Genomic DNA, 13,256 nt, shown 5'->3' with positions numbered 1-13,256 from the left:
GGTAATTCATATCCGGTTAATAACAAGCGCGGTTATGCCGCTCAGCAAAAACGTGCAGCGCAGAAGCGGAGGCGCAAATGAGCAATAAACAAGTTCGTGTTGAGGTATGCCATAACATTAACGGCAGCCTGTCGCTGTGCATTTGTGACAATAGCGGCGGATACAGAATATCAGGCGCAAAAATAGGCGGGTGCGAAACGCTGAAGGTTTTCACTGTTGATGCAGATGAATTGATTGAGGCGATACAAAATCACTCTTTCGAGGTCACCAACCATGACAACTAATTCCCCCAATCCAGTTGATGGTGATGTGCAGGCGCTTATTGAGTGGCTAAAGCCGCAGATTTCCGAATTGGAAAATATCTGCGATGAGCTTCCTTTTGGCCTAGATGAAGATGACGAAATGCAGCTTAAGGTTATGCGCTTTGCTCTTGAGCGCCTTAACGCCACCGCACAGCCTGTAAGCGATTGGCAGAAAGAAGCTGAGCGAATGGCGGAACTGCACGGAATGAGCTTTGTTGTATTCCGCAATGGTGACGAACCAAAATGCGCTGATCCGACAAAAGTGCGCATTGAGTTCACTGATAAAGGTTTGGGCTACCCAGCAGCGCCGGGAGGTCAGGATGATTAGTGATGAGGATTTGCGGCTCATTGCTGAAGATGATCATGTTTACTGTGGCGATGCATCAGCAATGGCAAAAGAGCTCTTGGCTTATCGGCAGGCGTTTAGTGAGCCACATGCGTATGAGGTGAAAGGTATACTTTGCCACACGCTTGAAGAGGCAGAAATATACGTCGGCGACCCCGAACCCCTCTTCGCAAAACCAACCATTCCCTCCTGACTCATCCGCGATATACTCCATTCAGGAGGGCATCGCATGTCACACAACATAGCAGCAAGAAGCAAAGAAGAACGCGATAAGGTTAACGTGGATTTAGCCGCGTCTGGCGTTGCGTACAAGGAGCGTATGAATATGCCGGTTATTCCCATGGAAGTGGAGATGCAGCAGCCGGAGGAATACAGGGAATACTTCAGGGAGCGTCTGCAGCATTACAGGAACGCGGCGCTACAGTTTCCGCGTGGTACTGACCCGGTTTATCAGAAGGAGGAAAAGTGATGGCCGAATTTGTTGTATTCAGGAATGACGGAAGCACTGAAGTTTGGCAGGGAGAGGGATATGCGACTACCCATATTCTGCTGACAAATACTGATTCAGGTAAGCAAGAATCTTACACGGCGGGTGAGTTTTTATCGCCCGCTTCCAGTTCCGGGGAAAGGTTCGTGTACCTAATTGCATACTACACCAGACCTGACGATGAGGTAATTCATAAAGCTATCATCAAGCATGAGACCAAACCCGTCGAAATGCGCAAATAGAAACCAAAATAAAGATACCTCGCCACGGCGGGGTTTTTTATTGCCTAAATTCAGGAGTAGCCACTATGTGTTCTGACCCAATTGATGAAGCAGCAGAGCTTGAAGCATTCAACCTGCAACTTGCATTAGCCAACCGATGTAAGCCACACATGCAATTCACAGGCACCTGCCATTACTGCGAAGAGAAGGTATCGACCGGATTCTTCTGCTGCAGCGAATGTAGGGAAGATTACGAGCGCATTGAGCGCGCCAATAAACAAAGGAGAGTGGCATGAAGCTGATTGATCTATTAGTGAAGGAATTGCCGAACCTCGGCGGCTGGCCGGGTGGTTACACTGTAGCCTCTAATGGTATTAATGGCACTGTAATTTTCCATTCTAAAGGCCGAGCGCCATTTATTATGGGTGGATTAAATTTCAGCGGTATAGGATGCGTTTCATACGAGGAATACGAAGCCGCCCTTGCCGCATCAAAGCAGCCTGAATGGGATGTCCAATGGTTGCCGCCGGTTGGGTGTGAGTGTGAGCGAGAGGTTCCACGCGGGTGGTCACGATGCAAGATAAACTATGCTTCAGGCTCGATTATCGTTTATCAGATGCTGGATAGCGGTAAAGAATACGCATCAACTCCAAGCGCTTTCAGGTTCCGTCCAATACGCAAGGAAGCGGAGCGCAAGCGTGAGGAGGCTATTGCTGCAATGAGGAATTTCGCCACGAACTACAATAACACTGCTGTGATTCACGCGATTGAGCAAGTGTACGACTCTATAGCCGCTGGAAAAATCCCCCACGTCACTCTGAAGTAACCCCCACACCATTAACCTTTATCTCGCTCTGCGTGAGGAGTTGTTATGTCTGAAGTAAGCATATTGGATATGTGCTGCGGATCGCGCATGTTCTGGATGGATAAGCAGGATGAGCGCGCTGTTTTTACAGACCGTCGCGCCGAGCAGCATGTTTTGTGTGATGGTCGCACTCTACAGATTAGCCCTGACATCATCGCCGACTTTCGGGCGCTTCCATTTCCTGACAACACTTTCGCCCAGGTTGTGTTTGACCCACCTCATCTTGAAAAGGTTGGCGATAACGCATGGATGAAAAAGAAGTATGGCGCGCTGGATAAATCAACGTGGCCACAAGACATTGCCGCTGGATTCCGAGAGGCGTTTCGAGTCCTTCGCCCGCACGGCACGCTGATTTTCAAATGGAATGAAACTCAGATACCAGTAAGCAAGGTGATAGCTCTCACTGACCAGAAGCCCACTATCTGGCAGCGCACTGGCAAGGGCGATAAAACCCACTGGGTTATCTTTCTCAAGTCAGGAGAGCGACATGGGTAAATACCGGCTTATTTACGCCGATCCGCCATGGTCATACCGCGACAAGGCCAATGATGGCAACCGCGGTGCCTGCCACAAATACCCGGTTATGACGCTGCAGGATATCTGCCGGTTACCCGTGTGGTCACTTGCCGATCCTGACTCATGCCTGCTTGCCATGTGGTGGGTGCCGACTCAGCCGCTGGAGGCGTTAAAGGTTGTCGAGGCGTGGGGTTTCCGGCTCATGACAATGAAGGGATTCACCTGGCACAAGACGAACAAGCTCAAAGGGAACAGTGCAATCGGAATGGGCCACATGACGCGGGCAAACAGCGAGGATTGTCTGTTTGCGGTGAAGGGACGACTGCCGAAACGCATGGATGCATCCATATGCCAGCACATCAGCGCACCACGCATGGAGCACAGCGCTAAGCCTCAGATTATCCGTGACAGCCTGGTGAAGCTCATCGGTGAAGTGCCGCGCATTGAGTTGTTCGCACGCACCGCCGATCAGGGTTGGGATTCGTGGGGCAATGAGCTGGATACCAGCGTCAGATTAGTGGGCGGTGAGTTTTATCCAATAAACAAACGATCAGCAGCGTGAGGCGATCATGACAAAAGATGATGCAATCAAGAAGCTTATTGAGTGCCAGGGGGATTGGGATACTGAAAATGCACACGGCGAGGCTGATGATACGCTGTGTGAATTTCTCATCGCGCTTGGCTATCCAGAAGTAGTGGAGGAGTGGAAGAAAGTATCTAAATGGTATGCGTGAATGAACATCACCATAACCGCCGAACCGGGCGACATTCTCACTCTCGCCCTTCTCATCGCTCTCATTTACGCATTCAAACGCAGCAAGCCACCTGAGGAGTAGATATGGAAAGTTACGCCCTTTCTATGGATGAGGCGTGCGCGTTCCTCGGCATATCCCGGCCTACGTGCCAGCAGTGGATACGCACCGGCCGCCTGATGGCAACGCGCAAGGACCCAAGCAAACCTAAGTCACCCTATCTCTTAACCCGCCAGGCATGTATTGCCGCTCTCAATAATCCAATGCACACTGTCACCGTGAGCGCGGCAGATGCATATGAGGAGAAAACATCATGTCGATCTTCCGCAGAGGTTCCGTCTGGTACGGGAGTTACACGACGCCAGGCGGGAAGCGCATTAAAGAATCTCTTGGCACAGAGGACCGAAAGCAGGCACAGGAGTTGCACGATCGGAGAAAGGCTGAACTCTGGCGAATAGAACGACTCGGGGATTTCCCGGACGTAACGTTTGAAGAGGCATGCCTGCGCTGGCTGGAAGAAAAGGCGCACAAGAAATCTCTTGATGCTGACAAGGGCCGGATTGGATTCTGGCTCATGCATTTTGAAGGGGTTTTGCTGAAGGATATCACTGAGGCAAAGATTTACGCCGCAGTCAGCAGGATGACCAACAGGAAGGCTAAGGAACGGTTTGATCAGCGCGCCATATCCATGGCTAAGAAAGGAATCGATGCCGGCACATATAAGCCTGAAGCCGTATCAACATCGACGAAGGCTAAGCACCTGGCATTAATGAAAGCGCTTATGCGGGCCGCTGAGCGTGAATGGAAATGGATCGAGAAGTCACCGGTCATTAAGGTGCCTCAGGAAAGAAACAAGCGGGTGCGGTGGCTCGAACCCGCTGAAGCACAGCGTCTGATAAACGAATGCCCGGAACCACTCAAGTCTACCGTAGAGTTTGCTTTGGCAACAGGATTGCGACGTTCCAATATCGTTGACCTGAAATGGCAACAGATTGACCTGCAGCGCAAAGTGGCGTGGATTTACCCGGAGGACAGCAAATCAGGCAGGGCTATTGGCGTAGCGCTGAATGATATGGCTGAGTCGGTACTGAGAAGGCAAATCGGCCGGCACAACGTATGGGTGTTTGTTCACACCGAATCGGTGAAGCGAAATGACGGGACCTCTACGGCAAGTGTCAGGAAGATGCGTGTCGACTCAAATACCGCGTGGCGCGCCGCACTGAAAAGGGCAGGCATTGAGGATTTCCGCTTTCATGACCTGAGGCACACCTGGGCGAGTTGGTTAATTCAGGCCGGAGTGCCGCTGTCGGCATTGCAGGAAATGGGCGGCTGGGAAAGCATCGAAATGGTACAGCGTTATGCTCACCTGGCACCTAACCACTTAACGGAACATGCGAGGCAAATTGACGCGATTTTTGGCAGTCGTGTCCCAAATCTGTCCCACATTGAAAAACTGGCTTGATGAGAAAGGAGGTAACTCATTGAAAGATAGTGGCGCGCCCTACAGGATTCGAACCTGTGACCTACGGCTTAGAAGTTCCTAGAATCCCTATTTAACACAGTTACTTACCGCATTATGCCGCGCTCACACGTCCCATGATGCGAAAAGACAGCAAAGGTTTAAAAAGGCCTTAAACCCTTGCTTGTCTCAAATCTGTCCCACTCAAACCGGCATCCAGTCAGCCTCATACACCGACAGGATTTCATGCGTCACCACGCCGAGCATAACCACACCTTCAAGTGACTCACCGTCAATCGTCTCTCCCTCTTCGGTGACAATTCCCGTTCTGAAGTACTTCCCAATCATCGGATAGCCATCAACCTGCCAGGCGACTTTGTTACCCGGAACCGGAGTGATGGAACTGTCTACCAGCGCGAACCCTCTCGGCGTTTCAATGCGGATGGTCGACGATGGCCGGTGAATCATCAGCCTGTTCAAATCTATGCGGCTCTCAACGAAGTCTGCCGCCGGTGAAGGAAAACCCATATCAGTACTCCCCGTAGTGGTAGAAACGCTGCCAGAGCTTGTTCTCGCCCTCTTCCGGCGACTGATCGCGAAACGTCATCACGTTCTGCGCTATCCACTCGTTGGCCTGCTTATGGCTCATCTCCCAGTTTCGCTTTGCAAGCTCCGCAACGAAGTCAGACGTGGATACCGTTACGCCGGACTTAGCGCTGCGCCGCATAGCCTCATGAAAAGAAACCTTGATGTCGCCGTTACGTGGCATAGCGATAGCTCCGATAAATACTGTATGCATAAACAGTATTATCGATCGGTGATATCGATCAAGTGAATTTACAGAAATCATCTCACCATATATTGATAACTTCGGGGATAGTTAAGCAGTGGAAATATTACCTATATTTTTATGATCAATTTATCTTAATTACGCACTATGCCTTTGCTATAGTGAATCCATTAGTAGCACCTGATTACACTGGAGATTTACATGGAAAAAGAGCTCAGGACAGCCGTTCTGCTCTACGGTTTTTTACGCACCGCAGATATAACCCATAAATCACTGATTGATAACGTTGTGAAACCAAATAATGCAGATGTTTTTTATTTTGGTCCGGACTCAACAGACAGCCCTACGAGCATTCACAAAGGCATATTGGATGGAACCGGCTTTCTGAAAATTAACCCTAAAAATGACGCACTCGAAACATCGGGCGGGATTGAGGAAAAGTTAAAATCCTATTACGGTAATTTACTGAAGCGTTATCAGCTTCATACAAAAACGTTTAACGACTTCAATGCCGAATCTTCATTTATTGACCGTAATCAGTGGCTTTTCAGCCTTAATCCAGCCCGTTTTTTCAGTATGTTCTATAACATGCAGAAGGTCGTAGAGCTGATGCAGGGTTACGAAAATGAAATGGGCTTCAGGTATGACCGCGTCGTGATAACCAGGCCAGATCTGACATTTTACGCCGCTATGGACTTGAGGAAAATCAGGGATGGGATGGTTTACATACCATCAGGAGAAGGATTCTGCCCTCATACCGGCAACAGAAATTATGGACTTTCTCAGGCACAAGCTTACCGGAACGTACAAAAAGGCACGATGGTGCCTACTGGCGTGGGCTTTAACGATCAGGTACTGGTGTTCGCGCGGGAAAGTGCGAGCCACATGGCTGATATTTATACCAGCCTTAAAGGGTATGTTACTGACAAGGTACCATTAACGCCAGAGACTTTGCTTTACTACCACCTGTGCAGGATTAATAGCCTGAAGGTTAAATACATCGATGACTGGCCCTATGAAATAGTCAGAACCGGAGATGCACCGATTGTGAACGTGATTGATTTGATGATTCTTGACGTCATTGATCGCTATCACCCTTTCGTGAAAGAAAGAGTAAAAAAGCATCCTGTTAAATATTTCTTCAAATTTGGCAGAATGAAATACCGGGCGATCAAGAGAAGGTATTTTAATTAACCGCCTTCCATGGCGATATTTTTAATTGCCTACTGGCGTTTCAAAACCACAGTCAGAGCAGTACCATACCTGAAAGGGTATTCCATCTACTGTCTCTGTCTTTTGTTCCATTACTGCCCCACAGATGGGGCAGTATTTTGGGAGAGGTGAAGATGACTGCCGCGATGAATCATTATTATCAACCATATCAAACCCCATACTTCGTTTTAAGCGCAGCCACAGCGGCGACGAAAGCAGACTTAAGACTTGTGTACTGAGTCTGTAGAGCTGCCTGTTTCGACGCCTGAGTGGCACCATCTGTCAGTGCGGCAGTGTTGTAAGCAGTGGCTAGTGACGCCACTCCATCCTGATAACTGACACTCAATGCAGAGAGTTCATTCTGATATAACTGAGAGTTGGTTTGCGTTCCTGATATCAACCTGAAGGAAGAATCCTGATAAAACTTACCGTCGCCCTGATTATAGTAATCGCCTAGGCTGTATTTAACATCATCTCCAATATTTAGCTCAACATAACCGCTTATTGAACTTCCATTGGGCTGCGTGAAACCGAAAACCGTAACAAGCCTGCCTTGTTCAGACAGTATAACGCCTATCACCCGCATTTTTATTCCTTATTATTATCAGAATGAATAACCTGTTGTGTATATGGAAGACCCTGAAATAGTTGAAGAAGATGTGATTGAGTAATATATCCTTTGAGTTTCTGCGATAATCAAATTACTGAATGAAATAAGGAGACCTGAGTTGTTTGCACCTGCTCCGTGGCTTCCGATTGAAACAGAGCGACTGGACACACTGAAGCTGTTATTTGACGCCACAGTTGTACCATTGATTATTCCATACCCTTCCATTTTCTTGGCGTTTTTGGGGATAAATCCTGAAATATCCAGCGCTGTAAGGGTCGGGACCTGAGTGGTAGACGAAAAAAACTGCAGGTCTGCTGTAGCAATGTCCCGCCCCATCTGATCGCCAACAGCCAGAACGCCAGAATATGTTCGCCACACACTGACAAGTGCGCTGGCGGTATATCCTGCAGGCATGTTTGCGCCACTATAGACATTTGTCGCTGCTGCTGACGTAGCATTAACTGCCAGCAACGCTGTAGCTTGCGTCGTGGGATTGTAAATCAAATATATTCCCACAAACCCAGGTGTAGGCACTGTGCCCGTGTCCATTCCACCGGCACCCGTAGTGCCAACGTTAATTGTGGCACTTACCCCGGAAACTCGGTACTGCTGACCGCCCTGAGATGTAGCCACAATGACTTCATCTGCAGTAAGAGTTGCAGTGGCAGATGCAGTGGTTATTGCCATGCGCAGATTGCGGGCGTCACCGGTTATGCCGGTGACAGCAGAATGAACAAAGCCGGTTGAGGCGGCCTGCGTGTTGCTAATGTTAGCTGCCGCTGTAGGCACGGTTGGGACGCCACCAGTAGACTCCATCAGCATCCATGATGACGCACTTGATGACCACATAACACGGCAAAGGCTGCCCGCCCCGATCTCTCCGGATGTCAGCGTCGCGCCAAACTGGTTCAGCACAGGAAATGCACCGAGACCGCTTAGATTGATTGTCGCCGCACCGGTATTTGCGTTTGTGGCGCGGAAGATTAATTCCATTCCATACGTTAACGTTGAAATACCGGGGTTCACACTGAGAACGTATGTGTTTGCTGTGCCACTGTCGGTTGCGATACGAAGGGTGTTTTTCTGAATGCCATCAACGATACCGGTCGAAGGTATAAATGGAGCATTAGCGTAAATCGAAATATTGGAGGCTGTTACAGTGGTTGCGCCCTGCGCTACAGTGACCACATACAGACCTGTAAATCCTGTATCTGGCGTTGGTGTGACCTGCGTTCCTGTGGTGGCAGCCACGCCCGCTTTTAAAGACAGTATACATACACCTGATCGCACGGTGTTCTGCGCTGTGCCGGAGTTATTTGGCCCACTCCACGCTACGGACGGGTTGCTGGCGTTGTAGTAAGGAAGAACTGTCGCCCCACTGTCAGTATCGTTATACGTTGCCTGGATAAGGTAGTTGATGCTGTAACCTGATGTGCCGGGAGCTGTGAGCGTAAACGCCGTCGAGTCCATCACAATACCCTGCTTCAGGACAGAGTGAGTCGTATCGGCAGCAAGAGACGAGTATGCGGTACCATCAACGTTCTGCAGGCTGTAAATCTCACCTGCGGATACATTGACTATCATGGATGCGGGGCTGGAGGGCGTGCAGGACAGCCCTCTGACGTATGTGGACGACCCCATGATAGCTGACGCCAGCTTTGCCAGGCCTATCATGGTGTATTTGTTTGTATTGAGCAGGTCTGTTTCAAGCGGGATTGCACCCGCATACACAATTTGGCGATCCATGGATGTTCTCGATAAAAACCCTGCATTCAGGGTTTGTTGATGAAAGGGGTTATTACTGCGCTGTATATGGAAGAATTCTCACCCAGATGACGGTGCCTTCCATTTTTACTGAAGCTATGGCCGCGTATATCTGGTCGTCTGTCAGGCTTGCCAGATTGGCTGCTGGAACGTACTCACCTCTGGATGCAATGCTGTAACCCGACGGGGTGCTTCTGTATCCAGCCACGTATGGAACACCCACCCCGACAGGCCTGTAGGCTGTAACAAATGCCTGATAGGGCATAAGCATTGATCCATATCCGCCCGCTACGCCATATCCTATAGTCGGCCCACCATATGCCCCGGTGTCCTGTGGCCTGGTTGGCTCAAATATGACCGGAGTGGCACCCGTCAGATCTTCAAGAACCTGAATGATGGCCTTCCTTGTCCCCCTCTCCCTGAAAAGATTTACCTTAATCAGATTAAGAAAATCACTGTCAGACTGCCCCGCCCCGCGCTTAATTCTGTCACCAAAAAAATCGTAGGCAACAAGGTCCAACCACCCGCCGGTTGCTGTTAATATCCGGCTTTGCAAGGCTGCATAGAGATAGAGTGAGTAAACCCAGGAAAGGCCTTGCGCCATTCCACTTACTAATGCGTCGAGAACTGGGTTTGAGTCGTTGAACCACCTAGCAGGCAAAAGCGTCTTTAATCGCCTGATAAAATCAGGCTGATCACCTGTAGCCATGATTCCCCCTTAACTAACAACCACTGTGCCAGCGCGAATAACCTGTTTTACGGTTGCAGCAAGGTCAGAGGATGATCCGTTGATGGTTATGTTTGTCACGTTAGTGACATATGTGCTTGCGTCATAGGCGACAGCAGAAAGTTTTGTCAGAGGCAAAGACTGCCCCAGCGTCAGCGTAGCTATGTAATTAGTAATCGCTGTATTCACCAAGGCAACAATATCGCTGTGCGTAACCGATGGGTCGGTTGTGATTGTCATTGCGATATTCGCAGTGACAACCGTGGGGCCAAAAACGTTAAAGGTAATCGTTGCACCACGCACAGCATCAATCGCCGTGTAGACTGAAGACAAAAATGCGCTGGGTGGTGCACCACTACCATCATCAACAACCGCGTAAAAATATCCGTACTGCGTTGTGCCGGCATAGTTCTGGTTTTCCACTACCTTGTATGAAACGCCCTGCTGAACACTAGCGATCGCGTATTCAATTGCCGACAACGTGGCTTTGGAAAGTGAGGCAATCCACAGACGGAAACGGGCGCGGGCTGCGTCGTCAGACTCAGCATCTGCACCGTTGGCGAAAGCGTTGGCATTGTTTACCGTATCGATTCCGGGGATGGATCCGACTACAGTGGTCACAGTACCCGCCGACGCGTTACCTGCCGCACCAGCCGTAACGGCCTGTACCGGAACAATCACCGACGCCACTCCAGCAGACACAACATAACCACCCTGGGTGGCGCTATAATTCGCGTTTCCGGTATCAAGAATGACGTTATATGTCTGCGTTCCGTCATTTGTTGCGACTTGAGAGCCAATAGAAATCAAGGCGGCATTGGTGGCCGTAAATCTTGCAAAGGTGACGGGCCCCATTGCATAGGTTGCCGGTTCTCGGGTAAAGCCAAAATCCGCAAACCATGTGTCCAGATCGCTGCCTGAACACGTAGCCGCCCGCGTGATAACCAGAAGATTCACTATAAGCTGCTGCAGCCAGAGAATGACGCCGCTGTTTGACTCCACAATCGCCCTTAGCAGGCTGCCAATCGTCAGGTCAACCAGAAGTGCAGATTTAGCCTGGATAGCCGTCACCTGGTCAGTGACCAGAGTTGTAAATGACTTGATATTGAGATTCACGGCTACCTCGTAATGTCGAAATTGAGAAACTCTGCCGTTCCGCTGACGGCGTCCGTGTATTTGACGTAGACATCCACGCCGTTATCAATCAGGTTCAGGGCTACTGTTGGTTCTGGTGATCGGGCTACGCAGTCCTCAAGCTTCATCTGCCCCAGGATAAGCGCCTTCCACTCGTTGATGTTGACGTTTTCGCCTACTTTTTTACCCAGGCCAGCACCGTACTCGGGGTGAAAGACCAGTTCGCCTGGGTTGGTTATCAGGCGGCGTAAAATCTTTTGCTTGCGGCGCTCTGTGCCTGTCACAGACAAAAGGTCACCGCTCGGCGATACGGAAAGGTCCGTGCCGACATAGTGAAAAAGGTCGTACATGCTATCGCCTTATGGGAGTTGCTGATTTGGCAGGTTAGTGTTGCTGCCCTGACCGTTTTCGTGGTGGGTGTGACCGTTGTATGTGGTTCGGATAGCCTGAACGTTACCGTGCGCACCATTCAGATCGCTGATATTTCCGATCACGATCAGGTTTTGGTCAATCAGGACGTCGCCGTCAGTAAAATGATGCTGTGGTGCGGTGTAAGTCAGTTTTAGGCTTGATGAGACAAGAACTTCCCCGGTGTTGAGAAATTTGAGCAACGAGCCGGACTGGTGAACTATCCAGAATTCACCCGATGGTGGGCCCGGGCAGCGGTCAACATTGTTGTAAAACTGATTACCGGCCATCTGAACGCCAATCTGACCTGAGTCGAAGTCAATCTGTACTTCGGCATCAATCATCGGCCCAGCCGCCAGCCCCCATCCATTGCCAGCCCACGGAGTTCCGAGCGGTATCCATCCGGTTTCTTCACCGGTTGGCTGCAGCGCTACCTTAATTGCATATTCGACCGGGTCGTAAGCGGTGATTACGCCCTGCCGGGTGCCAGAGAAGCCACCTGCAGCCATCTGGGAGCGCATGGCTATCTGATTCAACATGTGCATCATTGCGTGCTGATCTCCAGTGCAGGTGAATGGTTTTTGCCTGATATACGCATGCTGTAGCCTTCATCCCAGCTTATGCGCCGGGTGATGGAGTCACACCAGTAAAGCTGATCGAACATCGACTGAGTGCCTTCAATGCGAACAAGCGTGCGCGGCACCAGAACGTTGTCACCAAATGTCGAACAACTGAACTTGAGCTCATGCAGGACGATATCGCGGTAAACCTTTTCTGCCATGGCCTGAGCCTGTTCCGGTGACAAGCCATTGCGGATGATGCGGTAAACCTGCGTTTTCGGCGTGGACGCGCCGGGATTGGTACGCTTGGCCGTCTTAGGGTAGTAAGCGATGAACTGCTTATTCTTCCTTTTGGCGCTCCAGCTCATCACCTCAACCGTGACGCCTTTGGAAATGGTCAGGGCGCGGGAGAATCGCAGGTCTTCTGACACATTGGCCTGCGGATAACGCGTGACCGTGCCAGGCGGCATATAGCGGATGACGTAATTATCTGCTTTGCCCTGGTCGGCTTCAGGGTGAAAATAAAGCGTGTCAGCCTCAATCCACACATTGAACCCTTCCAAAGCGGCCAGTGTCGTCAGCAGGTCCCATTCCGTCTGTTCGCCGGTCAGGTGGGCGGAGTCAATCTGGTAAAACTCACCAAATCGCTGAGTGGTTGCTGTCACTTCTGCTTTCAGCCCCTGCCGCTGGGCGAGAATGGTTGCGATCTGGCTTGAGGTATAGTTTTTGAAGCTTTCGCCGGCTGTTTTGGCATCAATAAACAGGGCAGTAAAGTCCCTGCCGTTGCAGGTAATGATGAAGCGCGCCGGGTCAAAGTCCCATGTGTCGATATTACCGCGGATGAGCATCTTCGAATCCACGCCGGCCGCCGTGGTGATGTCAGCCCACAGTTCAACGGTAATCGTGGTCTGCGTGCCCCACCATGCCAGTTGCATTGACTGAGGGAGCGCCGAAACTGCCAGTTCCAGGTCAAAGGTGCTGGCCCCGCGAAACCCGTTACTGGTGACCTCGAAGGATTTGAAGTCGACCAGCGTTTTATTCAGGTAGCAGCGTCCAGAGACGTACCTTGAGCCCGGCGTTAAAATCGGGTTGTTTACGTCCAT

Annotated in this window: 20 protein-coding genes and 1 pseudogene; 12 read left to right on the top strand and 9 right to left on the bottom strand. The window is 50.4% G+C overall.

All coding sequences use genetic code 11. The features are described from left to right. Positions 1–77: 77 nt before the first annotated feature. From C1N59_RS22860 to C1N59_RS22810, 11 genes and pseudogenes are all read left to right on the top strand, one after another. Positions 78–284, top strand: coding sequence for a hypothetical protein (locus tag C1N59_RS22860; protein ID WP_006117561.1), 207 nt, complete (start codon positions 78–80; stop codon positions 282–284). Next, the gene (locus tag C1N59_RS22855; protein ID WP_394550983.1) at positions 274–630 is read left to right on the top strand and encodes a hypothetical protein; all 357 of its coding nucleotides are present in this window, start codon (positions 274–276) and stop codon (positions 628–630) included. Before C1N59_RS22860 ends, C1N59_RS22855 begins: the two co-directional genes overlap by 11 nt. Beyond that, positions 623–841: a hypothetical protein gene (locus tag C1N59_RS22850; protein WP_394550985.1), complete on the top strand. Its 219-nt coding sequence runs from the start codon at positions 623–625 to the stop codon at positions 839–841. The genes C1N59_RS22855 and C1N59_RS22850 overlap by 8 nt, the downstream gene beginning before the upstream one ends. Before the next feature lie 36 nt (positions 842–877). Then, positions 878–1,117, top strand: a complete 240-nt coding sequence (locus C1N59_RS22845) for a DNA polymerase III subunit theta (RefSeq protein ID WP_394550987.1) — start codon at positions 878–880, stop codon at positions 1,115–1,117. Next, entirely contained in the window at positions 1,117–1,377 is a 261-nt protein-coding gene (locus tag C1N59_RS22840; RefSeq protein ID WP_394550989.1) for a hypothetical protein, read from the top strand. Before C1N59_RS22845 ends, C1N59_RS22840 begins: the two co-directional genes overlap by 1 nt. A 271-nt stretch (positions 1,378–1,648) precedes the next feature. Further along, entirely contained in the window at positions 1,649–2,182 is a 534-nt protein-coding gene (locus tag C1N59_RS22835) for a hypothetical protein (RefSeq protein ID WP_394550991.1), read from the top strand. A gap of 45 nt (positions 2,183–2,227) precedes the next feature. After that, entirely contained in the window at positions 2,228–2,716 is a 489-nt protein-coding gene (locus tag C1N59_RS22830; RefSeq protein ID WP_394550993.1) for a class I SAM-dependent methyltransferase, read from the top strand. Beyond that, on the top strand, positions 2,709–3,299 hold the full coding sequence (locus tag C1N59_RS22825; protein WP_394550995.1) for an MT-A70 family methyltransferase: 591 nt from the start codon (positions 2,709–2,711) through the stop codon (positions 3,297–3,299). Before C1N59_RS22830 ends, C1N59_RS22825 begins: the two co-directional genes overlap by 8 nt. Before the next feature lie 7 nt (positions 3,300–3,306). Beyond that, positions 3,307–3,471 carry a hypothetical protein gene (locus C1N59_RS22820; RefSeq protein WP_394550997.1) on the top strand — a complete coding sequence of 55 codons (165 nt, stop codon included), beginning with the start codon at positions 3,307–3,309 and terminating at the stop codon, positions 3,469–3,471. Positions 3,472–3,575: 104 nt separating this feature from the next. Then, a pseudogene (locus tag C1N59_RS22815) lies at positions 3,576–3,668 on the top strand (helix-turn-helix domain-containing protein); the annotation flags it as partial. Between the two features lie 134 nt (positions 3,669–3,802). Continuing rightward, on the top strand, positions 3,803–4,951 hold the full coding sequence (locus C1N59_RS22810; protein ID WP_394550999.1) for a tyrosine-type recombinase/integrase: 1,149 nt from the start codon (positions 3,803–3,805) through the stop codon (positions 4,949–4,951). A gap of 201 nt (positions 4,952–5,152) precedes the next feature. On the opposite strand, the gene C1N59_RS22805 is transcribed toward C1N59_RS22810, so the two are convergent. Beyond that, positions 5,153–5,476 carry a S24/S26 family peptidase gene (locus tag C1N59_RS22805; RefSeq protein ID WP_394551505.1) on the bottom strand — a complete coding sequence of 108 codons (324 nt, stop codon included), beginning with the start codon at positions 5,474–5,476 and terminating at the stop codon, positions 5,153–5,155. A gap of 1 nt (position 5,477) precedes the next feature. Continuing rightward, a complete protein-coding gene (locus tag C1N59_RS22800) occupies positions 5,478–5,717 on the bottom strand; it encodes a DNA polymerase V (protein ID WP_394551503.1) in 240 nt (79 codons plus the stop codon). A gap of 222 nt (positions 5,718–5,939) precedes the next feature. Between C1N59_RS22800 and C1N59_RS22795 the strand changes: the two genes are divergently transcribed. Beyond that, positions 5,940–6,932 carry a hypothetical protein gene (locus C1N59_RS22795; RefSeq protein WP_394551501.1) on the top strand — a complete coding sequence of 331 codons (993 nt, stop codon included), beginning with the start codon at positions 5,940–5,942 and terminating at the stop codon, positions 6,930–6,932. A 187-nt stretch (positions 6,933–7,119) separates the two neighbouring features. Here C1N59_RS22795 and C1N59_RS22790 read toward each other — a convergent pair whose 3' ends face one another. From C1N59_RS22790 to C1N59_RS22760, 7 genes are read right to left on the bottom strand one after another with little or no spacing between them, the layout of a single operon-like run. Beyond that, entirely contained in the window at positions 7,120–7,536 is a 417-nt protein-coding gene (locus tag C1N59_RS22790) for a hypothetical protein (protein WP_394551499.1), read from the bottom strand. An 18-nt stretch (positions 7,537–7,554) separates the two neighbouring features. Continuing rightward, on the bottom strand, positions 7,555–9,306 hold the full coding sequence (locus C1N59_RS22785; protein WP_394551497.1) for a phage tail protein: 1,752 nt from the start codon (positions 9,304–9,306) through the stop codon (positions 7,555–7,557). A gap of 52 nt (positions 9,307–9,358) precedes the next feature. After that, positions 9,359–10,033, bottom strand: coding sequence for a hypothetical protein (locus C1N59_RS22780; RefSeq protein ID WP_394551495.1), 675 nt, complete (start codon positions 10,031–10,033; stop codon positions 9,359–9,361). Positions 10,034–10,042: 9 nt separating this feature from the next. Continuing rightward, on the bottom strand, positions 10,043–11,167 hold the full coding sequence (locus C1N59_RS22775) for a baseplate J/gp47 family protein (RefSeq protein ID WP_394551493.1): 1,125 nt from the start codon (positions 11,165–11,167) through the stop codon (positions 10,043–10,045). 2 nt (positions 11,168–11,169) lie between these two features. Continuing rightward, the gene (locus C1N59_RS22770; protein ID WP_394551491.1) at positions 11,170–11,535 is read right to left on the bottom strand and encodes a phage tail protein; all 366 of its coding nucleotides are present in this window, start codon (positions 11,533–11,535) and stop codon (positions 11,170–11,172) included. A 9-nt stretch (positions 11,536–11,544) separates the two neighbouring features. Beyond that, entirely contained in the window at positions 11,545–12,141 is a 597-nt protein-coding gene (locus C1N59_RS22765; RefSeq protein ID WP_394551489.1) for a phage baseplate assembly protein V, read from the bottom strand. Continuing rightward, positions 12,138–13,256 (bottom strand): phage late control D family protein, encoded by a 1,119-nt coding sequence (locus tag C1N59_RS22760; protein ID WP_394551487.1) that lies wholly within the window; start codon positions 13,254–13,256, stop codon positions 12,138–12,140. Before C1N59_RS22760 ends, C1N59_RS22765 begins: the two co-directional genes overlap by 4 nt.

The organism is Pantoea sp. SGAir0183, from assembly GCF_043545505.1.
The sequence above is the reverse complement of the archived record's forward strand: the minus strand, read 5'-3'. Positions and strand labels throughout refer to the sequence as shown.